Annotated in this window: 20 protein-coding genes; 5 read left to right on the forward strand and 15 right to left on the reverse strand. The window is 45.8% G+C overall.

Translation table 11 applies throughout. From position 1 onward, the window contains the following. Positions 1-35: 35 nt before the first annotated feature. Both D7V32_RS06405 and D7V32_RS06415 read right to left on the reverse strand, forming a co-directional pair. The gene (locus tag D7V32_RS06405) at positions 36-1,286 is read right to left on the reverse strand and encodes a dicarboxylate/amino acid:cation symporter (protein WP_120402056.1); all 1,251 of its coding nucleotides are present in this window, start codon (positions 1,284-1,286) and stop codon (positions 36-38) included. 279 nt (positions 1,287-1,565) lie between these two features. After that, positions 1,566-2,438 carry an acyl-CoA thioesterase gene (locus D7V32_RS06415; protein ID WP_120402058.1) on the reverse strand — a complete coding sequence of 291 codons (873 nt, stop codon included), beginning with the start codon at positions 2,436-2,438 and terminating at the stop codon, positions 1,566-1,568. A 268-nt stretch (positions 2,439-2,706) separates the two neighbouring features. Here D7V32_RS06415 and plsB point away from each other — a divergent pair, with 268 nt between their 5' ends. Next, positions 2,707-5,271: a glycerol-3-phosphate 1-O-acyltransferase PlsB gene (plsB, locus tag D7V32_RS06420; protein WP_120402059.1), complete on the forward strand. Its 2,565-nt coding sequence runs from the start codon at positions 2,707-2,709 to the stop codon at positions 5,269-5,271. 398 nt (positions 5,272-5,669) lie between these two features. Here plsB and D7V32_RS06425 read toward each other — a convergent pair whose 3' ends face one another. The 3 genes from D7V32_RS06425 to D7V32_RS06435 all read right to left on the reverse strand — a co-directional run bounded on the left by D7V32_RS06425 (position 5,670) and on the right by D7V32_RS06435 (position 7,973). After that, complete coding sequence (locus D7V32_RS06425; protein WP_120402060.1) at positions 5,670-6,056, reverse strand: hypothetical protein; 387 nt, start codon at positions 6,054-6,056, stop codon at positions 5,670-5,672. A 293-nt stretch (positions 6,057-6,349) separates the two neighbouring features. Further along, the gene (locus tag D7V32_RS06430; protein ID WP_120402061.1) at positions 6,350-6,907 is read right to left on the reverse strand and encodes a DUF4189 domain-containing protein; all 558 of its coding nucleotides are present in this window, start codon (positions 6,905-6,907) and stop codon (positions 6,350-6,352) included. Between the two features lie 280 nt (positions 6,908-7,187). Next, positions 7,188-7,973 carry an NAD(P)H-binding protein gene (locus D7V32_RS06435; protein WP_120402062.1) on the reverse strand — a complete coding sequence of 262 codons (786 nt, stop codon included), beginning with the start codon at positions 7,971-7,973 and terminating at the stop codon, positions 7,188-7,190. A 50-nt stretch (positions 7,974-8,023) separates the two neighbouring features. Between D7V32_RS06435 and recG the strand changes: the two genes are divergently transcribed. Both recG and D7V32_RS06445 read left to right on the forward strand, forming a co-directional pair. Then, positions 8,024-10,069: an ATP-dependent DNA helicase RecG gene (recG, locus tag D7V32_RS06440; protein WP_120402063.1), complete on the forward strand. Its 2,046-nt coding sequence runs from the start codon at positions 8,024-8,026 to the stop codon at positions 10,067-10,069. Beyond that, complete coding sequence (locus D7V32_RS06445) at positions 10,056-10,694, forward strand: ComF family protein (protein ID WP_120402064.1); 639 nt, start codon at positions 10,056-10,058, stop codon at positions 10,692-10,694. Before recG ends, D7V32_RS06445 begins: the two co-directional genes overlap by 14 nt. A 27-nt stretch (positions 10,695-10,721) precedes the next feature. Here the strand turns inward: D7V32_RS06445 and D7V32_RS06450 are convergent, their stop codons facing one another. Further along, the gene (locus D7V32_RS06450) at positions 10,722-11,120 is read right to left on the reverse strand and encodes an NUDIX hydrolase (RefSeq protein ID WP_120402065.1); all 399 of its coding nucleotides are present in this window, start codon (positions 11,118-11,120) and stop codon (positions 10,722-10,724) included. Positions 11,121-11,122: 2 nt separating this feature from the next. Further along, complete coding sequence (locus D7V32_RS06455) at positions 11,123-11,716, reverse strand: LOG family protein (RefSeq protein WP_120402081.1); 594 nt, start codon at positions 11,714-11,716, stop codon at positions 11,123-11,125. Between the two features lie 155 nt (positions 11,717-11,871). Between D7V32_RS06455 and D7V32_RS06460 the strand changes: the two genes are divergently transcribed. Continuing rightward, positions 11,872-12,885, forward strand: a complete 1,014-nt coding sequence (locus tag D7V32_RS06460) for a CorA family divalent cation transporter (protein WP_120402066.1) — start codon at positions 11,872-11,874, stop codon at positions 12,883-12,885. An 88-nt stretch (positions 12,886-12,973) separates the two neighbouring features. Here the strand turns inward: D7V32_RS06460 and D7V32_RS06465 are convergent, their stop codons facing one another. From D7V32_RS06465 to dxs, 8 genes are all read right to left on the reverse strand, one after another. Next, positions 12,974-13,261 (reverse strand): STAS domain-containing protein, encoded by a 288-nt coding sequence (locus D7V32_RS06465; protein WP_120402067.1) that lies wholly within the window; start codon positions 13,259-13,261, stop codon positions 12,974-12,976. 12 nt (positions 13,262-13,273) lie between these two features. Further along, complete coding sequence (locus tag D7V32_RS06470; RefSeq protein ID WP_120402068.1) at positions 13,274-13,909, reverse strand: MlaC/ttg2D family ABC transporter substrate-binding protein; 636 nt, start codon at positions 13,907-13,909, stop codon at positions 13,274-13,276. 19 nt (positions 13,910-13,928) lie between these two features. Then, positions 13,929-14,600 carry an outer membrane lipid asymmetry maintenance protein MlaD gene (gene mlaD, locus D7V32_RS06475; protein ID WP_120402069.1) on the reverse strand — a complete coding sequence of 224 codons (672 nt, stop codon included), beginning with the start codon at positions 14,598-14,600 and terminating at the stop codon, positions 13,929-13,931. After that, positions 14,600-15,379, reverse strand: a complete 780-nt coding sequence (gene mlaE / locus D7V32_RS06480; RefSeq protein ID WP_120402070.1) for a lipid asymmetry maintenance ABC transporter permease subunit MlaE — start codon at positions 15,377-15,379, stop codon at positions 14,600-14,602. The genes mlaD and mlaE overlap by 1 nt, the downstream gene beginning before the upstream one ends. Beyond that, entirely contained in the window at positions 15,376-16,194 is an 819-nt protein-coding gene (locus tag D7V32_RS06485; protein WP_120402071.1) for an ABC transporter ATP-binding protein, read from the reverse strand. The genes mlaE and D7V32_RS06485 overlap by 4 nt, the downstream gene beginning before the upstream one ends. A gap of 377 nt (positions 16,195-16,571) precedes the next feature. After that, positions 16,572-18,428: a DEAD/DEAH box helicase gene (locus D7V32_RS06490; RefSeq protein WP_120402072.1), complete on the reverse strand. Its 1,857-nt coding sequence runs from the start codon at positions 18,426-18,428 to the stop codon at positions 16,572-16,574. Between the two features lie 441 nt (positions 18,429-18,869). After that, entirely contained in the window at positions 18,870-19,700 is an 831-nt protein-coding gene (locus D7V32_RS06495; RefSeq protein WP_120402073.1) for an inositol monophosphatase family protein, read from the reverse strand. Positions 19,701-19,816: 116 nt separating this feature from the next. Beyond that, positions 19,817-21,724: a 1-deoxy-D-xylulose-5-phosphate synthase gene (gene dxs, locus D7V32_RS06500; protein ID WP_120402074.1), complete on the reverse strand. Its 1,908-nt coding sequence runs from the start codon at positions 21,722-21,724 to the stop codon at positions 19,817-19,819. A 310-nt stretch (positions 21,725-22,034) separates the two neighbouring features. Between dxs and ribA the strand changes: the two genes are divergently transcribed. After that, on the forward strand, positions 22,035-22,637 hold the full coding sequence (gene ribA / locus D7V32_RS06505; RefSeq protein WP_120402075.1) for a GTP cyclohydrolase II: 603 nt from the start codon (positions 22,035-22,037) through the stop codon (positions 22,635-22,637). Positions 22,638-22,717 lie beyond the last annotated feature (80 nt).

The raw sequence follows: 22,717 nt of genomic DNA on the forward strand, positions 1-22,717 counted from the left end.
GGCCCATTGGCCTGCTTTTTTTATTTACCGATGTGTTATGGCTCTGACGAAGCGGGAAGATCACAATCACGCGTATGGCGGTCCACCACGACACTGATCATCATATCGCCCTGCACATTCACCACTGTGCGCACCGTATCCAGCAGCCGGTCAATCGGCAGCAATATCGCAATCGCTTCAGCTGGCAGGCCCACAGACTGCAGCACCATAATCATGGTCACCATGCCCGCACTCGGAATGCCCGGCGCGCCTAATGAGGCAATCATCGCTGTAGCGTAGACAATTAATTGCTGTCCCAAGCTCAGATCCAGCCCCATTAAATTGGCAACAAATAAAGCTGCCGCGGCTTCATACAATGCCGTGCCATCCATATTCAGCTGCGTGCCCAGCGGGATGACAAAACCTGCAGTTTGCGGACGCACACCTAAATTTTCCTGCGCGCATTTCATCGACAGCGGCATGGTTGCAGAGCTGGAACTGGTCGCAAAGGCTGTAATCAAGGCTGCCCGCGTCCCCTTAAAAAAGGTGATCGGGTTCATTTTGCCAAAAATCCACAGCAGCAGCGGCAGCACCACTGCGCCATGGAAAATCGTTGTCCCTGTTACCACAGCAGCAAATTCAGCTAAACGGCTCAGCACTGAAATGTCTTCTGTTGCAATCAGCTTGGCCAATAAAGCAAAAATCCCCAATGGCGCCAGCTTCATTACCCAGCCGATCATCAGCATCATGATGTCAAAAAACTGCTGACTGAGTTTACGCACACTGCGGAATTGTTCACCGCCTTTTACCAAAGCCACACCAATGAGCAAAGCAAAAACCACCACAGCCAGCACATTGCCTTCTGCAAAAGCCTTGAAGGGATTAATCAGCGTATTTTGAATAAAATTGGTAAAGAAAGATGACGGCGTCAAAGTATCTGGACTCTGGTGCTGCGCCATGGCATCTTGAAACATCGCAATATCCACACCTTTGCCGACTGCAAATAAGTGTGCGCAAGCCAAGCCTAAAATAAGGGCTAAAGTCGTTGTGGTTACACAGCAGGCTAAAGTGATTTTCCATGTTCTGCTCAGCTGCCCGCCTGCCTGCAAGTTAGATACACCGACCACAATAGAGCTGAAGATCAGCGGAATCAGCAGCATTTTCAGCAAACCGACAAATACACTGCTCATTAGCCCTAAACCATAGAGGCTGGTATTAAAAAAACTGCTTTCAGGATAAAGATTCAGAATAAAACCGAAAGCGGCGCCAAGAATTGCCGCAATGAATATCTGGGTATTTAAGCTCATAGCTGAGTCATTTTTTTCAAGACATACTTCAAGGCACTATGCCATGCACAGCAGAAAGATTCGATATTTATTTATGTAAAAACCTGCTATTCCCCTGTAAAACACAAGGTCTATTCCAGATTCAAATATTGATTCATCTCGAACAAATCAGCCAGTTCTTCTCAATAAAAACCGATATCTCTCTCAGCCCAATCCAGCTGCAGCCTTATAAAATGAGAAAAATGCGTCAAAAAGCCGAATCAGATGATCCGGCTTTTTGACGTTGAATCTTAAATCTATTTATTGTGTTTCAATTTCACGCAAACGGATCAATCCTTCCTGTGTCGTGCTGCACACCAATTCGCCGTTCTGCCACATACGGCCGAAGTTCAAACCGCGTGAATTTGAGCTGACTGTCGCATCCATGTCATACAGCATCCAATCATCTACACGGAATGGTTTATGGAAATACATGGCATGGTCAATACTCGCGCATTGCAAGCTAGGTGATAAATAACTCAAACCATGCGGACGCAATGCCGTAGTCATCAGCGTGAAATCCGAATAGAACGCAGCAATTGCCTGATGCAATGAAATATCATCTACGCTATCGGCAATTCGGTCATGCGTACGGATATAGTGCGCATACGATGGCGCAGCTGGCTGCGGCTGAAACGGATTTTGCGGATCAATCGGGCGAATTTCCACATGACGGTCACGCATGAATGAAGCGCGCACATTTTCAGGCACAAACTCAACCATCATTTTTTTCAGCTCAGCTTCTGATTTCAATTCGTCAACAGCTGGATATTCAGGCTCTGCGACCTGATAATTTAAGCCTTCTTCCTGATCTGCAAATGACACCATGCACATAAAGATGGTCTTGCCATGCTGAATGGCGCGCACCTGACGGCTGACAAAGCTGCGCCCATCACGAATACGGTCCACTTCATAAATAATCGGTGCGTTAACATCCCCGCCATACAGGAAATAGGCATGCAGCGAATGCGCAGGACGGTTTGCCGTATATGAGGCTGCGCGAAGCGCCTGCCCCAAGACTTGACCGCCAAAGACACGCTTGCCCACCAAATTGCGGCTTTGACCGCGAAAGATGTTTTCTTCAAGCTTTTCCAAGCTCAGCAGTTCTACTAATTCTTGTGTTAAAGCATTCATAAACAACCTATTTGACTGGGATCATCTGAAATCAGGTAAAATAAAATCTGGGTAATAATCTTATATTGCCATAAATTCAGAGCAAAACCCTAGAGATTGACTGACTGGCTTGTCACATTATTCTTCGGAAGTAACTGCTAAAAATACGTTTTTTAACGATAAAATCCTGCAATATGTCGGAAAATGACATACTATTTTTCGATAGAATTATGCAAAATTCATTCCCCCTGTATTTTATGCAGGCTGGTTCATTGAAATAGGAGTATTTATGTCCAAGAGTGGCTTTGGTCAAATGTACCGCAAGCTTTCCAGTAAGCTTCTTGACCTCGTGGTAACACCGCATGTTCTTGGTGAAGTTCCAACTGAACCGCCTGCAGCAGCAGAAGAAAAACCGGCAGCAAAAAAAATCATCTGCTATGTGCTGCAAACACATTCACGAAGCAATGCTCTGATTGTGGACAGCGAAACCCGCCGTTTAAAACTGCAGCCTGCTTTAGACCCGCTGACGCTTGGCAATCACTCGGAAAAAGCATCTGTGCTGTTCTTGCAGCACCGCGATGAAAACAACCTGCTGAACCCGCCGCCGCATGCCTTTCCGCCACGCCTTTTGCGTCTGGTTGAGGCGCTGGAACAGCAGCCTGATTTAGATGTTGAGCTGATCCCAGTCACTTTGCTTTGGGGCCGTGATCCAGAGAAAGAAGACTCTTGGCTTAAACTGCTGTTTACAGACACGTGGTCTACGCCTAGCCGCGTGAAGCAGCTGATGAACATTGGCCTGCATGGCCGTCAAACGTATATCGAATTTCATGAGCCGCAATCTTTGCGTGACTTAGTGAATTTTGCGAAAGAAACACACCCGAATTTATCCCCTGCAACCTATATCATCAGCTCCCTGAATGACTATTTAGACGGTCAGCGTGAAGTGGTGCTTGGTCCTGATTTATCTGACCGCCGCAATGTAATGCATGGCTTAATTAAATCTGCCGATGTGCAGGATGCAATCCGCCGTGAAAGTATCCGCAGCAAAATCAGTATGGTTGAAGCAGAACACCGCGCTATTGGCTATTTAAATGAAATCGTTTCCGACTATTCGCACTCTACTGTTCGTTTTGCCGACCTTGCTTTGACACGTTTATGGACACAGCTGTATGACGGTGTTGAAGTGCATAACTTCAGTACCGTGCGTGAACTGGCAAAGGACTATGAAATTGTCTATACGCCATGTCACCGCAGCCATATTGACTATCTGCTGCTGTCTTATGTCATTTATAAACGCGGCTTGATGGTGCCGTATATCGCTGCAGGCGACAACCTGAACATGCCGTTTGTAGGACAAATTCTGCGCGGCGGCGGCGCATTCTTCATTCGCCGCACTTTCCGCGGCAATGGCTTATACACCACAGTATTCAAAGAATATCTATACAGCATTCTGTCACGCAACACCCCGCTGGAATACTTCATTGAAGGCGGCCGTTCACGTACTGGCCGCCTGCTTCCGCCTAAAACCGGCATGCTGGCAATGACCGTACACAGCCATTTGCGCAACCCCGCAAAACCAATTGTGTTCCTGCCAACCTATATTGGCTATGAACGCTTAATGGAAGGCGCAACCTATGTCGGTGAAATGAACGGCAAGCCCAAAGAAGGCGAATCGATTTTAGGCATTGTAAAAACCTTACGTAAAATTGAACGTATCTTTGGCAAAGTACATGTGAACTTTGGCGAACCTGTGTTCTTAAATGACGTTCTGAAAGAACACGGCGCTGAACAGGTCAAAATTGAAAAAAATGATGACGTCATGCCGCAGGAAGTGTCGGATGCAGTCAACAGTTCGGCACATGCGATTTTAGAAAACATTAACCGCGCAGTCGTGATTAACCCTGTATCGCTGCTGTCTCTCATCTTGCTGGCTACGGCGAAACATACGCTGGATGAAGAGATCTGCATCAAGCAGCTGGACACTTACCGCAACTTGCTGACAGCTCTGCCGTATGATGAACGCATGCAAGTCACGCCGCTGTCAGGTAAAGAAATCATTGCCTATGGCCTGAAACTCAAACTGATTAAGCGCGTAAATCATGTGCTGGGCGATATTATTGCCATTGAAGATAATCAAGCAATATTGCTGACGTATTTCCGCAATAACATTCTGCATGCTTTTGTATTGCCTTCTCTGATTGCAGCGCTGGTTGAGCATAACGGTTCTATCCGCCGCGGCGATTTAATCAATGTGATCCGCACACTGTATCCATTCTTGAAAGCTGAACTCTTCCTCAAGTGGAAAGATGACGAGCTGAAAGATCAAATTTGCGCTTATGCAGAAGCCTTGATTCAAGCGAAGCTAATTACTGAAGATGCTGAAGGGAACTTGATTTCTCCAGCACCGAACAGTGAACAGCACAATCAGCTGGTTGTACTGGCTGCGCCTGTAATGCAGAGTCTTGAACGTTATTATATGACACTGACACTGATCACTCAGCGCGGTTCTGGCAACATTTCAACACGTCAAGTGGAAGAGCTGAGCCATTTGGTCGGCCAACGCTTATCTGTACTGTATGAGTTTAACTCGCCAGAATTTTTTGATAAGGCATTGTTCCAAAGCTTTATGAAAGTACTGACAGAAAAAAATTATATCGGCAAAAATGAAGAAGGCTCTATTGTTTTTGATGAGAGCTTCCAAAATGTTGCTCAATACGCCAATCTCGTACTGGATGATGCAACCCTGCAAATGCTGCAGCACATTACTACATTCAGTGATGATGAGCTGAAAGAAGCGCTGGATAAGGTTGCTGCTGAACAGGCGAAAAAACGCCTGAAACGCAAGAAGAAGTAATTTCTTGTGATCCTTAATAAAAGCCCGGCATCTGCATAGCAGCAGATGCCGGGCTTTTTATGATCATATAAACTATACAACCGAATCAAAAATATGAATAATCTATGGGCTGCCAGCAAGTAACATCATACAGCATTAATCTTTTGATTTATTCTGCTGCTGAGCGCATTCCCCTGTGATTGCCGCAATAAAAGCATTTTCATAGGCGAACATTCCCCATCCGCATTTTTTAAAGCTGTAGACACTTAAAGATGCGCAGACAATAACGATCATTAAACAAATAACCATCTGAATTTTAAACATTTTCATAGGTTAATATTCCCTCACCCATTTTTTAATACCGCAGAAACTTAAGGTTATACAGACAATAAAATAAATAATCATCTGAATTGTAAGCATTATTTTTTCCATTTTTTTATTAACATTTCAGTTTGCTCAACTAGATATGCCGCACCGAAATACAAAAAGTAAGGGGCAAATGCTAAACTGAGACCCAGCCAGTATGGCAAACCAAAAGCATGATAACCGAAAGGTGAAACCAGTATATTGATCAGGTAAATCAGCTTTCCAGCATGGTTGCCCATCAAAGAATTGATCCAGCTGACCACCAGAAAACCCATGATAACTACAGCGGCGGTTACACTGATCAACGGGTTAATGGAAACAGAACTCAGCCATTTTAGAGCAGCGCCAAAGCCTGCAACCGCTGCAACAATATTGGCAGCACTGACCACACAGGCAGCCCAGAATGTGAGCGTCGGTATTTTCTTTAAAACATCGCTCATGATTGCTCCATTCGGTTAAACATTATCGCCAAAGACATCATGTATGTGTTAACTCAAATACTTTGTATTGCAATGAAGTCTTTTATGCCTCTTAATTTGCATCATCAGCAATAAACACAATACTTATGATTCAAAAACTTATCTTTATGATAATCAGATAAATATTTGAAATAAAGAAAAATAATCTTGAAATAAATGTATCCGGACTGCTTTGAAAAGCGGCTTATTTTAAAGCCGCTTTTTTTATTACCCATATAACAGCAGATCCAAGGGGATATGCTGTCAATCACAGCTTAATTAACAATCACAGATAAATTTCTCTCATAAACAATTTTACAATTCGACAATTTATACTTATTGATACAGGCATCCATTGCAGCATCTTTAATATTCTGCTCAGAATATGCTCTCTGCCCCCAAAAATTGTGCTGGCCGCCTTTGCCATATCTTAAATTCATTTGTATTTTGCCATTTTCAAGTTCCCCCTTCGTCACTACTATTGGTGCATCCTGCGTTGTATACCCAATGGCGCTTGCAACTTTTTTTCCACATGATGTGCGTTTAGCCAAAAAGCTTCTTGGTTCTTCTGTCTCAATCTCCCTGCATGTTTTTGTTGCCGTTAGTTTGGCTAAATCAGGATTTGTTGCATAAGCATACCCCCATATCTGAGTATCAGGATCATAAGCAATCGCCGCATACCAATACCGCTGCACAGGAGCACTATTTCCACCCCACCCGCAAACACTTGGATCTACCGATTGGCAATAACCATTGGTTGGATTAGCATGGCTTAAATGACTGAGGCTCAATAGCCCCAATACGCTTAAACAATAAAAAATACGATGGCTCATGATGCTTTCCTTGTAATACGCTTAAAAAACCGGTTTTCAAAAAATCACTTAAAAATATAATTTTATAAATAAATACATGTTTTATCATTTGCTATAACAACAAATATTTAAATTAAACAGGCGCTCAAAAAGCATACTCACTTTAAAGCATTGGCTTTTAAAGTCACTTTTTTACACTTTAGAGTTGCACAGTACTCAATCAGTTAATGATCGCCATCATAAAGTATAAAATCGTGCAGCCGCGAAAATGGCAACTGAACTCATGTACTGCAAGATCTTTCTAGCAGCCATCATGTTTCAGCACAAACCCGCACGCCACCATCCGCTCCGCAAAAATCCGTTTCCCCGTTTCACTGCCGCTTTCCAGCACCAGCTCGGGCAAACTTAATGAGCGTTGAATTGCCAAAATCCGCTCATGCAATGGTTCTGGCTTATTATTACTGCAAATATATGATTTTTCTGCATGTTCCACGTGAAGCAGGTGCACTAAGAACCTTGCAAGATCATCAATGTGAATGCGGTTTGCCCAATGAATATTTAGGCAGCTTTTAGTCGTCTCTGCCAGCTTCTGCATTCGGGCAGATGATCCGCCATAAATCCCTGTCGGACGGACAATCACGCATGCTGCAGGAAAAGCAGTTTGATACAGCTGCTCCATCTGCAGCAGCAGCCTGCCTTGTTCATCTATAGGGTTTGGCACGGTGTCATCATCCACGCGCTCCCCTGCATTTTCACCATAGACCCGCGTCGAAGACACCACCATGATTTTTTGAACCGGATGATTTTTTAAAGCCTGAATAATCGGCTGGACAGTATCCACATAGGTCTGCTGATAAGCCTGCAATGGACTCAAACTGCTGTTACGTGCGGGCGCAAGCAGCACATAAACGGCATCTACAGGCGCAATAGCGCTTAAATCCAGCTGACGCACATCCTGAATCAGATGATTGGCATACACATCGGTTTTCGGGCTGCGGCTGATTGTGGTAATTTGGTGGCCCTGCTCAAATAACAGTTTTGCAGCGCGCTGAGATGTTTTACCATAACCTATAAATAAAATATGCATTTAGCACCTAATCACAGACTTAACATCTGTCCAAAACATCATGAGGGGAAATGGCTGCCGTTCACCAACTGCAAGGCGTAGGAAACGCTGCTGCCGCATTGCTTGAAAAACTGAATATTTTCAATACCGACGACTTACTGTTTCATTTGCCGCGTGACTATGAAGACCGCAGCACTATTATACCCATGAATCAGCTGACCGTTGGCCGCAGCTATTTGCTCGAAGGCATTGTCAAAAGTGTCGACTTTCCGCCAGGAAAACGCAAATCGATGGCCGTGCTGCTGGATGATGATACAGGCAAAGTTACCTTACGTTTTTATCACATTTATAAAGGCATTACCGACCGCGCGAAAATGGGCGCCCGCCTGCGTATCTTTGGCGAAGTGCGTGTCGGCGCACGCGGCTTGGAGATGTACCACCCTGAGCTGCAGCTGATCACTGAACATACGCCGCTGCCGCAAACACAGCTGACTGCCATTTACCCTGCAACTGATGGACTGACTCAGCCTAAACTGCGTGAATATGTAAAGCAGGCTTTAGAAAATCACAGCGATCATCTGCCTGAACTGTTGCCGCAAAAACTGACTAACGGCTATGCGCTGAAACAAGCGCTGGACTATATTCATCATCCACCTGTAAACGCCAATATGCTGCAGCTGACGCAAGGCTCACACCCTGCCCAGCAGCGTTTGATTTTTGAAGAACTGGTTGCGCATCAAGTCAGCCTGTTGACCCGCCGCGCCTATATACAGCAGATTGAAGCGCCTTCATTCAGCCCAAGTAAGACCTTCACCAAAGCTCTGCTTAGCAGCCTGCCCTTTGAAATGACAGGCGCGCAAAAACGGGTATCCAAAGAAATTGCCAAAGATTTAAAACAGAACAAACCCATGCTGCGCCTAGTGCAGGGCGATGTCGGCGCGGGCAAAACCTTGGTGGCAGGCGTGGCTGCCTGCCATGCCCTAGAAGAAGGCTGGCAGGTGGCGCTGATGGCGCCCACTGAAATTTTGGCTGAACAGCATTATTTGAATTTTAAAAAATGGTTTGAGCCTTTGGGCCTGACCGTGTCTTGGCTCTCCGGCAAGCAAAAAGGCAAAGCCCGCGCCGCAGCCGAGCTAAGCATTCTGGATGGCAGCGCAAATTTAGTGGTCGGCACCCATGCGCTGTTTCAGGACAATGTCGCCTTTGCCAAACTTGGTCTAGTGATTATTGATGAGCAGCACCGTTTTGGGGTCGATCAGCGTTTGGCGCTGCGCAATAAGGGCTTAAATGGCATGACGCCGCATCAGCTGGTGATGACCGCCACGCCTATTCCCCGCACACTAGCGATGTCGGCTTATGGCGATTTAGACACCTCAGTGATTGATGAACTGCCGCCCGGCCGTACGCCAATTCAAACTGTGACGATACCGCTCGACCGCCGTGAAGAAGTGCTGCAGCGCATTGCCACCAACTGCGCCGAAGGCAAACAGGCCTATTGGGTCTGCACCTTGGTCGAACAGTCCGAAACTTTAGATGCGCAAGCTGCTGAAGCCACCTTTACCGAAATTAAAGAACGCTTCCCCGAGCTGAATATCGGACTGGTGCATGGAAAAATGAAAGCCGATGAAAAGCAGGCTGTAATGCAGCAGTTTAAGGACAATGAACTGCAATTGCTGATAGCCACTACGGTGATTGAAGTGGGTGTGGATGTCCCAAATGCATCCATCATGGTAATTGAAAATGCAGAGCGTCTAGGCTTATCTCAGCTGCATCAGCTGCGGGGGCGCGTGGGACGCGGTGCAAAAGCCAGCTTCTGTGCCCTGCTGTATAAAAACCCGCTGTCGCAAAATGGGCAGGAACGCTTACGTATCATGCGTGAAACCAATGACGGCTTTATGATTGCGGAAAAAGATTTAGAAATACGCGGTCCCGGTGAACTGCTTGGCACCAAGCAAACAGGCGATATGGGCTTTCGTGTAGCTAAATTAGAACGCGATGATCATCTGCTGAATCAAGCGCATTATGCTGCGCAGCAAATATTAAAAGAACATCCTAAAAATGCAGAAGCCTTGCTGAAACGCTGGCTGCCGGAAGCGCCGAGATATGCCTATGTCTAAAACACTGCTGCAGCAGGCAGCGGGCTTTTTCCGCAGTTTTCAGCCCTGCCAGCTTTGCCATGCAGATACACAGCATCAGCATCATGTTTGCCTAGATTGCTGGCAAAACCTGCCATGGCAGAGACAAAGCGTGCAGCGTCAGGAAATGCAGATATTGGCTGCCTGTGACTATGCATATCCGCTCGACCGTATTATTCACCAGTTCAAATACGAACAGCAGCTGCATTACACACCTTTACTTTCAGGTATCTTGCAAACACTGAAATACCCTAAAGTACAAGCCATAGTACCAATGCCGATTTCCACAGAGCGCTTATGCGAACGCGGCTACAATCAGTCACTGCTGCTGGCAAAAGCACTGTCAAAACATTTGCAGCTACCCATCTGGCAGCCAGTGGAACGCTTAAAACAGCACTCACAAAAAGGGCTCAGCCGTTTTGAACGAATTGAAGATATTCAGCAACAGTTTCAATTGGCGCCGCCGTCAAATTTACGTTACCGCAAAGTGCTGATCGTGGATGATGTCGTGACCACTGGCAGTTCCATTCACGCTCTAAAAAATTGTTTAGAGCAATTGGGCTGCCAAGAAGTACATGCTGTTTGCTTGGCAGCTGCTCAGATTTAAAACTGCCGACAGAAGCTAAAGCTTCTTTTATACAGCCGCAGACTGCTGCTGAATCCAAGGAATCACCACTTCACGCGTCAGCGGTGCAAGCAGTGTATCTTGGTCATCTAAATCGACCCAGCGCATTTCTGCAATCTCTGCCTGCACCTCAGGCATGCGATCCAACGCCACATGATAAACATAGCTCACCAGCAGATGATCCGGCTCGTTCGCAGTCTGGGTTTCAAAACGCCCTAAATAATGCAGAATTTCAGCCTGACAGCCAATTTCTTCAGCAATTTCCCGCACAATCGTCTGCTCTGGCAGCTCATTCGGTTCAAGTTTACCGCCTACTTGCATGAAGCAAGCGGTATTACGCTTACGCACCACCAGCATCTGCTGCTGTTCATTCAGCACAATCCCCGCGGCCACTGTAATCACTTTCATCTTTACTTCACCAAATCCTGCTGATCAGCCGCCATGCCCCATTTCGGCTGCGGCGCTGTATAACTTTGCAGTTGAATCAAAATTTCTGAGAAACTAGCAGAACAAATTAAGCTTTGGCTAAATCTGCTTTGGGTAAAGCCTTTTTCTGCCGTGAAATGAATAAACTTCAGCAAATCATCATAAAAGCCTTCGACATTTAAAAATGCACAAGGCTTTAAATGAATGCCCAGCTGCGCCCATGTCCATTGCTCAAAAATTTCCTCTAGCGTACCTGCACCGCCTGGAATAGCGACAAACCCATCAGAAAGCTCCGACATCTTCGTCTTACGCTCATGCATATTTTCCACAACATACAATTCGGTTAAATTTGGATGCGCCAGTTCACGGTCAACCAGCTGTTTAGGAATCACGCCAATGACTTGACCGCCTGCCTGCAAAGCGCTGTCTGCCACAATACCCATTAGGCCTGAACGGCCGCCGCCATAAACCAGCGTGATCCGATTTTCAGCCAGCTGCTGACCTACGATTTGCGCCGTTTCTGCAAAAATTGGATCTGTTCCTAAAGCCGAACCGCAAAATATTGCTATAGATTTCATCATTTACCGCCCTGTTATTAATCTGTCACACCGCTAAACTAAACTTCGCGGTGTTTTTTTAATAAAATAAACATTCGAGCAGTGTATTTCTTAAAATCCTTGTCTAAAATACACGCATTCAATCACACTTACTGCGCAAGGGAGAAAAAGACGGCATGCTTGAAGCCTTTTACGCCACAGAGCGCGGTAGCTTAGAAGACGCCACTATTAATGGCGATTTTGATCTTCATCCTGAGTTGGTCTGGCTGGATCTGATTGCGCCCTCACAAGAAGAGCAGCAATGGATTTTAGATGCCTATGGCCAAAACATGCCTACGCTAAAATCATTAGAAGATATTTCATCTTCGGCACGATTCTACCGTGATGATGACGGCATTTTGCATATCAGCACATATTTTTTAACGAAAAATAAAAACTTTCAGGTCGATACCGAAACAGAAGAAAGTTCCAGCATTCTAGCGACAGTACAAACGGTTGCCTTTATTTTACATAAAGAGCGCCTGTTTACCCTGCGCGGCGAAAAGCTCGTAGCATTCCGCGCTTTTCGCGCCCGCGCCCGCCGCAATGACTATGAAATTGACTATAAAGAACCCACTTGGATTCTGCTTGGCCTGCTGGAAGCAAAATTAGATGAACTTGCGGATATCTTGGAAGATATCCACAAGGACTTGGAAAAGTATTCCACAGAAGTATTGAACAACCGTCATCGCGAAATGATTTTAGATCTGGATGACATGATTACCCGCTTAGCACAATTAGAAGACATGCTGGGAAAAGCGCAGCTTTGTCTGATTGACTTGCGCCGTGTACTCACTTTCTTGTCGCGTCCGCGCGCCTTGGGCAGCCATATATATGATGCAGACATCCGCGAGCTGAGTGAAGATGTGCGCTCACTGGTCGAACACGATGCCTTCTTATTCCAAAAAGTGCGATTCTTACTCGATACCACATCAGGCTTTATTAACACCGAACAAAATGACACGATCCGCCGATTCTCCATTTTGCCAAGCATGCTTGCCCCGCCGATGCTGATTGCCAGTATTTACGGCATGAACACCGATGTTCTGCCTTTTGCGCACGGCACAACAAGCTTTATGGTGGTCAGTTTTATTTTAATCGCCTTCTTAATTGGCCCGCTCATTTACTTCAGATGGAAAAAATGGATTTGATAAAATCCCTCCCAGCCTCCCTTTATCAAAGGGAGGAGTTTACCCCAATAAAAAAGCGCCATCAGGCGCTTTTTTATTGCATTCGATTTCAGATGATTTTTAAATCATGCTCCAAATGGCAGGACTGAATAATCTTCATCATTTTTTCAGGCACCGCTTTGAACTGCAGACCTTGAGCATTGGGTGTCTGACGCAGCCAGCGCACCAATACTGCCAGCGCCAAAGTGCTTCCATGCTCAAGCTCAGATAAATTCACGGTCAGCGGAAACTGCTGCTGCCGCTGAATTTCTTTTAAGCCTGCTGCATAAAATTGCTCAGCATTGCTGTAATCAATTTTCCCAGAAACCCGCAGTTCCTGTTCAGTGAACTGAATCATGCCTATCCTGCTTTATTTTTTCTTTTCAACCGCAGCTTCAGCATCAGGCTTGAAGTTTGCGATTGCTTTATCCAAATTGCCGCCATTACGTTTTACAGTCGCTGTAAACTGGTTGCGGAACTGTAAGCCCAGATCAATGCCTGACACGTTAATGTTGCGGATTTTCCATTGTGAACCTTTATCAGCCAGCTGGAAAGACACTGGAATTTTCTCGCCATTATTATTAAAGTCGATAGTCACCACAGGGTTCTTGCTGCCCGTCGCTTTATAAGGACGGATGGTATAAGTCTGATTGGTAAATTTAGCGAATGCCGAACCATAGTTTTCAATCAGCGTTTCACGGAAGTTTGCCTCAAACTTAGCGCGCTGCGCCGCAGTGCTGTATTGATTGGTCGCATATGTCCCCATCACAATGCGGGCAAAAGCTGGCGCATCAACATAAGGGTCTAGGTTTTGACGCACAATGGCTTTTACTGCCGCAGGATTATTCTGCAATTTTGCATGATCCGCTTTTAAGCGCATGATTAGCCCATCTGCTACTTTTTTCACAAAAGCTGGAGGCGCTTCATCCGGCGCCGCAAACGCAGCGCCTGCAATCATGGTCGATAAAATACCAGCAGTCAGCGTCTGTTTAAATAAAGTATTCACTACGGTTATCCTCTTTAAATTACTCAGCAAATGAAACTTCTTCATCTGCTGTTTCACCTTCGGCAGGCTGTTCAGCCGCTGAACCATCACCAGATTTACCTGCGCCGCCAGTAATAAATTTACTGATTAAATCTTCAAGATCCATCGTGCCTTGTGTGTTGCCAATACTTTCACCGCGCTTCACATAGTTCAAGCCGCCGCCTGGCACGATTTTCAAATACTTCTCACCCAGCAAGCCATTGGTTGCAACCATGATATAAGCATCTTCATCAATACTGGTGATGGACTTCATGTTAGCCAACAGTTGCTTTTCCATTTCTTTTTGTTGCGCTGCATCTGCTGCAGTAAACTCAGAACTGTAACGCAGCTCTTCTAAAGCATTTTTCTCAACTTCTTTCAGCTGTTCTGCATTAAAAGTTGTCAGCTTGCCGTCTAAGGCGAAAGATACAGTTGCCAAACGGGTAACTGGATCAAGCGTAATATTCTCGACTTGACCGATTTTCACACCGCTCATGGTTACTTTGGCGCGCGGCTTTAAACCGTTTACATTGTCAAAAGTCGCGGTCATTTGATATTGGTCATTTAAATTTGACCCAACCAAACCGCTGACACGCATTGCAATAAAAAATAATGCAATCCCAAACAGGATTACAAATACGCCGACTGCCAGCTCACTTGCACGTGATTTCATTAAACACCTCCAAACATGACCGCAGTCAACACGAAATCAAAACCTAAAACACAAAGTGATGAATACACCACTGTACGTGTTGTTGCTGTTGCAATACCTTCAGATGTCGGCTCACAGGCATAGCCCTGATAGACCGCAATCCAAGTACAGATCAATGCAAAAACAAAACTCTTAATAATTGTGCCGTTCAGCACATCTTTATAAAACTGTACGCTGCTTTGAATGCCGCTCCAGTACGAGCCTTCATCTGCCCCCAGAAAATCAACACCCACCAGCTTGCCGCCCATAATCCCAACGGCTGCGAATATTACCGACAGCATCGGCAGACTGACAATACCCGCCCATAAGCGCGGTGAAATCACGCGCTTTAAGGGATCAACACCAATCATTTCCATACTGGAGAGCTGCTCAGTGGCTTTCATTAAGCCAATTTCCGCAGTCAAAGCAGAACCGGCGCGGCCAGCAAACAGTAAGGCAGCAACCACTGGCGCAAGCTCACGCAGCAATGTCAGCGCAACAGCTGTACCCAGCATCGCTTCACTGCCGAACGTGGATAAAATACTGTACATCTGCAGGCCAAGCACCGAACCAATGAATAAGCCAGAAACACTAATAATTAATAATGACAGCACACCGACACGGTACATCTGATAAGTAAACAGCTTTACGCCAAGCCAAGTCGGCAGTGAGCATAAAATTTGCAGCAGCATAATAAATGCTGTACCAATGCCCTGAACACGCTCAATAACGCGTCTACCTAATGCGGCAATTGCATTCATGAACGAACCTCTTGATTCAAATAAGGCTGATGGCTGAATTGATAATCTACCGGCCCTTCCACAGAACCCGTCAGGAATTGGCGCACAAACGGCGATGCATGTTCACGCAGTTCTGCAGGTGTGCCCTCACCTTGTACTTTTCCTTCTGCAACCACATAAATATAATCAGCAATAGACAGGGTTTCAGCAACGTCATGCGACACAATAATCGTGGTTAAATCCAAAGCTTCACGCAATGAGCGGATCAGGCGCGTTAATACCCCCATCACAATCGGGTCTTGGCCTGCAAAGGGCTCATCGTACATGATCAATTCTGGGTCTAAGGCAATCGCACGCGCCAATGCGACACGGCGGTTCATCCCGCCTGACAGCTCTGCAGGCATAAATTGTTCTGTACCGCGCAAGCCAACAGATTCAAGCTTTAAAGAAACCAGTTCTGAAATTAAATGCTCAGGAAGCTTGGTGTGCGCACGTATTGGAAAAGCGACATTTTCATATACGCTCATATCTGTAAACAGCGCGCCGCTCTGAAACAGCATCCCCATGCGGGCACGAGCTGCAAATAATTCGTGGCGTGACATCTTGCCAATATTTTTGCCATCCAAAAGCACTTCACCGGCATCTGGCACCAGCTGACCGCCAATTAAGCGCAGCAGTGTCGTTTTCCCTGTGCCAGAAGGCCCCATAATGGCAGTGATCTGCCCACGGCGAATGTTTAAACTGACATTATCGTAAATGACCCGCTCGCCCCGTTTAAAGCTCAGGTTTTTCACCTCAATCAGTGATTGAGCCCCAAGAGGTGTTTGATTATTCATAGCTGAGCTTATTCCTGCATTTTTTCAGCACGCATACTATAAAGGATTCAGCTGCAGAATGTTACCTCTGACTGTAATGTGTTTTAAATTTATTCTTTTAACTTTGTAATTTTTATAAATAAAAATAGAAAACACCAAATATTTGCAGCATCAGCTCCAATAATTATAGCAATAATAGATGATGTTGCTCAGCAGCAGCAGCAAACCAATATAAGGCATCAGCACCTCAGACCATGAACCATGCATGAATTTAGATTCTAGTTTATACATATTTATCAGTTAGTATTTAAAATATGACTTATGACACATTTTACTGGAAATATGCAAATAAAAAACCGGTGCAAGCACCGGTTTTTACAATTTCAGACGAAATTCAATTAATCATTGAATTTACGGCCGCGGTCTCCGCCTTCACGGCGTGGACGGTCTTCACCAAAAGTGCGTTTTGGACGGTCATCGCCAAAAGAACGTTTTGGACGGTCATCACCGAAAGAACGCTGCGGACGGTCGCCAAAGCCACCTTCACGGCGCGCTGGACGGTCGCCAAAATCACGCTTAGGACGGTCACCGAAAGAACCTTCACGGCGCGGCTTGTAATCTACGCGGTTACCGCGGTTGTCATCATTATTGTCAAAACGAGGACGATCACCGAAGCCGCCTTCGCGACGTGGACGGTCATTGTTGAATTCACGGCGCGGACGGTCTTCACCATTGAATTCACGACGTGGACGGTCATTGTTGAACTCGCGGCGCGGACGGTCTTCACCATTAAATTCACGGCGTGGACGGTCATTGTTGAATTCGCGGCGCGGACGGTCTTCACCATTGAATTCACGGCGTGGACGGTCATTGTTGAATTCGCGGCGCGGACGGTCTTCACCATTGAACTCACGGCGTGGACGATCTTCGAAAGAACGTTGCGGACGGTCACCAAAACCGCCTTCACGGCGTTTGAAGTTTGATTCACCTTCAAAACGACGACCGCCATCACGACGACCACCGCCAAAACCGCCACGACCGCCATCACGGCGACCACGACCGCCATCACGGCTGCCGCGCGCTGGAGGTGGAGATGGCTCAAGGCCTTCAATTTCAGATACTTCTAAACGAGCATCTAGGTAATCTTCTAGCGCACGGATCTTGCCGCGTTCACGGTAAGTCGCCAAAGTAATCGCTTTACCAGTACGGCCAGCACGGCCAGTACGGCCAATACGGTGTACGTAGTCTTCGTTCTTCATTGGAAGACCGAAGTTAATTACGTGAGAAATAGTCGGTACGTCTAGACCGCGCGCTGCAACGTCAGTTGCAACTAAGATTTTTGCACGGCCTTCACGGATGCTGCGTAAACGGCGGTTACGTACAGTTTGCGGCATCGCACCGTGAAGCGCTACAACTGAGTGGCCTGCTTCTGCAAGTTCTTCAGCCAGCATATCTGTATCTTCTTGAGTAGAAGCAAATACAACTGCTTGATCAAGATCTTCTTCGCTCAACCAGTGAGTAAGAAGTTTTTTCTTGTGTTCGAAGCCATCAGTCCAGTGCAAAGTCTGAGTGATGTCTGTGTTTGTAGAGTGGCCTGTTTCAATTGCAATACGCTCAGGATCATTCATCATGCGTTCTGCAAGTGTAATGATACGCGGCGCAAATGTTGCAGAGAACATCAATGTTTGCTTACGGTTCGCAGCAAGATCGCTAATCGCTTCCAGGTCTTCAGAGAAGCCTAGGTCAAGCATGCGGTCTGCTTCGTCAACAATTAGAGAATCAACATTGTCTAATTTGATTTGACGGCGGTTAACAAGGTCAAGCAAACGGCCTGGCGTTGCAACAACAACTTGCGCGCCTTTTAATTGCTGGATTTGTTTACCGAATGGCATGCCGCCCATGATCGCAGCAACACGCACGCCTTTCATGTGGCGAACAAATGCAATTGCGTCTTGGCATACTTGCTGCGCAAGTTCACGTGTAGGTGAAATTACAAGGATATTCGGCTGAGTTACCGCTTTCATGCGCTCTTTAAATGGAACAAGAGTTTCTTGGCCAGCTAAAGCATTTAACGTAGGGAGTAAGAAAGCAGCAGTTTTACCAGAACCAGTCTGGCTAGATACAAGCAGGTCTTTACCTTCTAAAGCTGCAGGAATAGATTGTTCCTGAACTGGAGTAGGATTAGTAAAACCAAGAGATTCAAGTGCTTTTTGTAGCGACTCGTCTAAAGAAAAATCAGCAAAAGTTTTGCTCATAGAGATATTCACCCTAATGTGGGTGCTCCATTAAATATATGGTCTATTGGACATCGGCAAAAAGCGGCACAGCAATAATCGCTGAAAATATAGAATCAGCGGCGATCCGAGAACGACGATGCGTATAACGCACAAATGATTACAGCCGCAACCTGAAGGAATCGCTTAAGCGATTGGGTGGGGCGCGAAATAATGTCCTCTCTTTGGACCGGACGCGCATACACAATATAGAAAAGAAAGTGTTCAGGTAATGAACGAAATTTAGTGCGTGGGCGGATTATAGCAGAATCTTTTGAAAAGTCATCTAATTTACTCAGATTCACCTAAAAAAAATAATAAATGCTTATAAACTGGGGCTTTCAACGTTTTTTATCTGCAAAAAAAGCCTTCTATTGAAGGCTTTTTTTAACATTTGGTCATTTCACTCAAATTTGAGATGAATTATTTAGCAGCTTCGCCCCATGCTGGAACTACAGCTTGCATTAACGGTTTCAGCATTTTCATAGAGCATGCAATCACTTGACCGTTCTCCATAGAGTCTGAGCCGCCGCGCGCATCAACAACTGTACCGCCCGCTTCTTTCACAATTAACTCGCCAGCCGCAATGTCCCAAGGCTTTAAGCCAAGTTCGAAATAGCCATCTAAACGGCCAGCAGCAACATAAGCCAAATCTAATGCAGCAGAACCTGCACGGCGGTATTGTGCGCCAGCTTCAGTTACGTTCAATAGAGAGTCAAAGTGATTTTTTGCATAAGACACAACTTCGCCATTACGGATTTTACGGAAGGCATGGCCTACACCCATAAATGTATTGCTTAGATTGTCTTTAACGTTTACACGGATACGGCGCTGGTTCAGCATTGCACCGCGGCCGCGGCTTGCAGAGAACAGCTCATCTTTTACAGGGTCATAAATAACGCCGTGCTGAGTTACACCTTTATGCTGAACTGCGATTGATACGCAGAAATGCGGGAAACCATTAATAAAGTTTAAAGTGCCGTCAAGCGGATCGATCACCCAGCACCAATCTGCATCGTGACCTTTACCTTCTTGGTAGCCAAACTCTTCACCAAGGAAGCTGTGGTTTTTATAGCTTTTACGAAGCGTTTCGATCGCAAGCTGTTCGATGTAGCGGTCTACACGCGTAACAGGGCCATCGATGCCTTTTTCTTCAACTTGCAAATCGAGTTTATGACGATTTTGATGCGCTTTTAAAAGCTCTTGACCAACTAATTGAGCCGCACGCGCAGCCATCACCACCATAGGTTCCATTGAACACCCACTACAAATTTGAAGATACTGATAAAGAATAATGCATAAAAGCCCATATATTTTAGCAAATATATGGGCTTTTAGGGAAAAAAATGTTTCTAAAGTTAATTCAGTGTTTATGACACTATATGAATTACTTTCTGCCACGCATGAGTTACTGATTTTTCAATGCCTTGCGCATCCAGTCCAGCCAGCTGAAGCATTTGGGCATGCGAGGCTTGATGCAGGAACTCATCACTTAAACCCAAATTCAGCATGGGTTTGACAATTCCGGCCTTGGCTAAGTATTCGTTTACCGCACTGCCCGCACCGCCCATGACCGCATGCTCTTCAACCGTTACAAATAATGCGGTGCTGTCTGCAATTTGGCTCAGCAATGCTTCATCCAAAGGTTTAACATAACGCATATTCACGACACGAACAGCAATATCATGCTGCTGCGCAAAAGCTTTTGCTGCATCTAAAGCCTGCTGTACACGGCTGCCAAATGCCAATATCGAAATAAACTCGCCTTGCTCCGCATTCAGCTCAGCCAGCACTTCTGCTTCACCAATATTCATTTCAGTCAATTGGCTTTGCATTGCCACACCTAAACCATTGCCGCGAGGGTAACGGACAGCTGCTGGACCTTTATATAAATATGCAGTGTGCAGCATTTGGCGGCATTCATTTTCATCTTTCGGCGCCATGATCACCATATTTGGAATGGTGCGCATATAGGCATAATCATAAGCCCCAGCATGCGTTGGGCCATCTTCACCAACTAAGCCTGCACGGTCGATGCCAAAAGTCACATCCAGATTTTGCAAAGCAACATCATGAATGAGCTGGTCATAACCGCGCTGCAAGAATGTTGAATAAATGGCAACAACCGGCTTCAGGCCTTCACAAGCCATGCCTGCGGCTAAAGTTACAGCGTGCTGCTCTGCGATGGCCACATCAAAATAACGTTCTGGATAAGTTTGAGCAAACTTCACCATACCCGAGCCTTCACACATCGCAGGCGTGATTGCCAGCAAGCGCTGATCTTGCGCCGCCTCATCACATAACCACTCACCAAATACATCTGAGTATTTAGGCGCAGCAGATGCTGCAGGCGCTGCATTTATTTTGCTGATCGCGTGGTACTTGATCTGATCTGCTTCTGCAGGCGCAAAACCCTTACCCTTTTTGGTATAAACATGTACTAAACGCGGGCCTTTACGTTTTTTAACCGCTTCAAAAACTTGCGCCAGCTGTTCAACATTGTGACCGTCAAATGGGCCAAAATAGTCAAAGCCAATGGCTTTAAATACGTTATCTGCCGCATCAGTGGCTGCGCTGTGCAAACGCGAGTTATAAGTCCATTCAGGATGCGGCTGCACATAGGCTTCGCCGTCATCTGAAATATTAATCGATTCGCCCTTGCCCCAAATGGCCGCCAGATGCTTGGCAAAACCGCCTGTGCTTTGAGAAATCGACATATCATTATCATTTAAGACAACAATTAAATCGGCATTGTGAGCCACCGCATCATTCATCGCTTCAAAAGCCATGCCTGCTGTCATTGCGCCGTCGCCAATAATTGCAACAACTTCACAAGGATCTTTTTGATAACGGCGCGCTAAAGCCATGCCTAAACCCGCAGAAATAGCCGTTGAAGAATGGCCTACACCAAAGGTATCAAACTCAGACTCTTCCCGTGCAGGGAAAGCTGCCAAGCCATCTTTTGCGCGGATCGTCACCAGCTGTTCACGGCGGCCCGTCAATGCTTTATGCGGATAGGCCTGATGGCCGACATCCCAAATTAAGCGGTCTGCCGGTGTGTTAAAGCTGTAGTGCAGAGCAACAGTGAGTTCAATCACCCCAAGATTCGCGCCGAAGTGCCCGCCGCTCTGCCCTACCGCATATAAAATAAATTGACGCAACTCATCCGCCACCTGCTCAAGCTGATTGCGTTCGAGCAAACGGAGCTGCTGCGGATGATCAATACGATCCAGCAGTGATGTAATTGGGCGGTGAGACGGTATTTCTGTATACAGCATAATATGGCAAAGCCTTCTAAAGCCTGGCAAATCCTAAGCTAGGTCAAATGGATATCCGATCATAAGATCAGATTGTATCACCTTCAATCAGCCATATTTCTAGCGATGCAATTTTGAGTCTGACTCAAAATCGGGTGTTTTGTTGAGTGTAGGAGATTATCCTGAATAATCTGACTATTTATCAACTATTATTGTGCGCTTTCTACAAAAAAGAAAATGTTCTGCATAAAATCATCAATGCAATTCTACCAATGTCCAAGCATTACGCTATACTTTAACCAATTTACAATCTAAAAGTCTGGGTTTGACTGTGCCTATAGAATTTGTTGCTACTTCAAGATTACCAACCGCATTTGGCGAATTTAAGATTTCAGTATTTCAAGATCCTAAGACTGGTGAAGAACACGTTGCACTTTCAAAAGGTTTAGAAAATCCGCCAGAAGGCCCCGTTTTGGTCCGTATTCACTCTGAATGTTTAACTGGTGATGCTTTTGCTTCTTTAAAATGTGACTGCGGCCCGCAGCTGCAAGCCACTCAGCAGCTGATTAATGAAGCTGGCCAAGGCGTTATTCTATATTTGCGCCAAGAAGGCCGCGGCATTGGCTTAACCAATAAAATCCGCGCTTATGCCCTGCAAGATCAAGGCCACGACACAGTGGATGCAAATTTAATGCTGAACCTGCCTGCGGATGCGCGCAAATACGATATGTGCAGCATTATGCTGGAGCACCTTCAAATCAAAGAAGTGCGCTTAATTACCAACAATCCGCTGAAAATTAAGGCGCTGACTGATTTAGGCATTAATGTGCTTGACCGCGTACCGCTGACTGTTGGCCTGAATCCTTTCAATGAAGAATATTTAAAGACTAAACATAACCGCATGTCGCATATGTATAAAAAGGATGATTTTTAACAGTCTTTTCATTCAGATAAATCAAACACCCTTTTCATTAATCTCCCCTAACCCCTCTTTAAAAAGAGAGGTTATCTCAA

It is taken from the genome of Acinetobacter tianfuensis (assembly GCF_003611465.1).
Lineage (GTDB): Bacteria > Pseudomonadota > Gammaproteobacteria > Pseudomonadales > Moraxellaceae > Acinetobacter > Acinetobacter tianfuensis.

Coding starts and splice junctions, on each gene's coding strand:
- recG (WP_120402063.1), top strand. CDS start 8,024: ATGGCTGCCGTTCACCAACTGCAAGGCGTAGGAAACGCTGCTGCCGCA.
- D7V32_RS06415 (WP_120402058.1), bottom strand. CDS start 2,438: ATGAATGCTTTAACACAAGAATTAGTAGAACTGCTGAGCTTGGAAAAG.
- dxs (WP_120402074.1), bottom strand. CDS start 21,724: ATGCTGTATACAGAAATACCGTCTCACCGCCCAATTACATCACTGCTG.
- D7V32_RS06425 (WP_120402060.1), bottom strand. CDS start 6,056: ATGAGCGATGTTTTAAAGAAAATACCGACGCTCACATTCTGGGCTGCC.
- D7V32_RS06430 (WP_120402061.1), bottom strand. CDS start 6,907: ATGAGCCATCGTATTTTTTATTGTTTAAGCGTATTGGGGCTATTGAGC.
- D7V32_RS06465 (WP_120402067.1), bottom strand. CDS start 13,261: ATGATTCAGTTCACTGAACAGGAACTGCGGGTTTCTGGGAAAATTGAT.
- D7V32_RS06405 (WP_120402056.1), bottom strand. CDS start 1,286: ATGAGCTTAAATACCCAGATATTCATTGCGGCAATTCTTGGCGCCGCT.
- D7V32_RS06490 (WP_120402072.1), bottom strand. CDS start 18,428: ATGAGCAAAACTTTTGCTGATTTTTCTTTAGACGAGTCGCTACAAAAA.
- D7V32_RS06435 (WP_120402062.1), bottom strand. CDS start 7,973: ATGCATATTTTATTTATAGGTTATGGTAAAACATCTCAGCGCGCTGCA.
- D7V32_RS06455 (WP_120402081.1), bottom strand. CDS start 11,716: ATGAAATCTATAGCAATATTTTGCGGTTCGGCTTTAGGAACAGATCCA.
- D7V32_RS06450 (WP_120402065.1), bottom strand. CDS start 11,120: ATGAAAGTGATTACAGTGGCCGCGGGGATTGTGCTGAATGAACAGCAG.
- mlaD (WP_120402069.1), bottom strand. CDS start 14,600: ATGAAATCACGTGCAAGTGAGCTGGCAGTCGGCGTATTTGTAATCCTG.
- D7V32_RS06460 (WP_120402066.1), top strand. CDS start 11,872: ATGCTTGAAGCCTTTTACGCCACAGAGCGCGGTAGCTTAGAAGACGCC.
- mlaE (WP_120402070.1), bottom strand. CDS start 15,379: ATGAATGCAATTGCCGCATTAGGTAGACGCGTTATTGAGCGTGTTCAG.
- plsB (WP_120402059.1), top strand. CDS start 2,707: ATGTCCAAGAGTGGCTTTGGTCAAATGTACCGCAAGCTTTCCAGTAAG.
- D7V32_RS06445 (WP_120402064.1), top strand. CDS start 10,056: ATGCCTATGTCTAAAACACTGCTGCAGCAGGCAGCGGGCTTTTTCCGC.
- D7V32_RS06485 (WP_120402071.1), bottom strand. CDS start 16,194: ATGAATAATCAAACACCTCTTGGGGCTCAATCACTGATTGAGGTGAAA.
- D7V32_RS06495 (WP_120402073.1), bottom strand. CDS start 19,700: ATGGAACCTATGGTGGTGATGGCTGCGCGTGCGGCTCAATTAGTTGGT.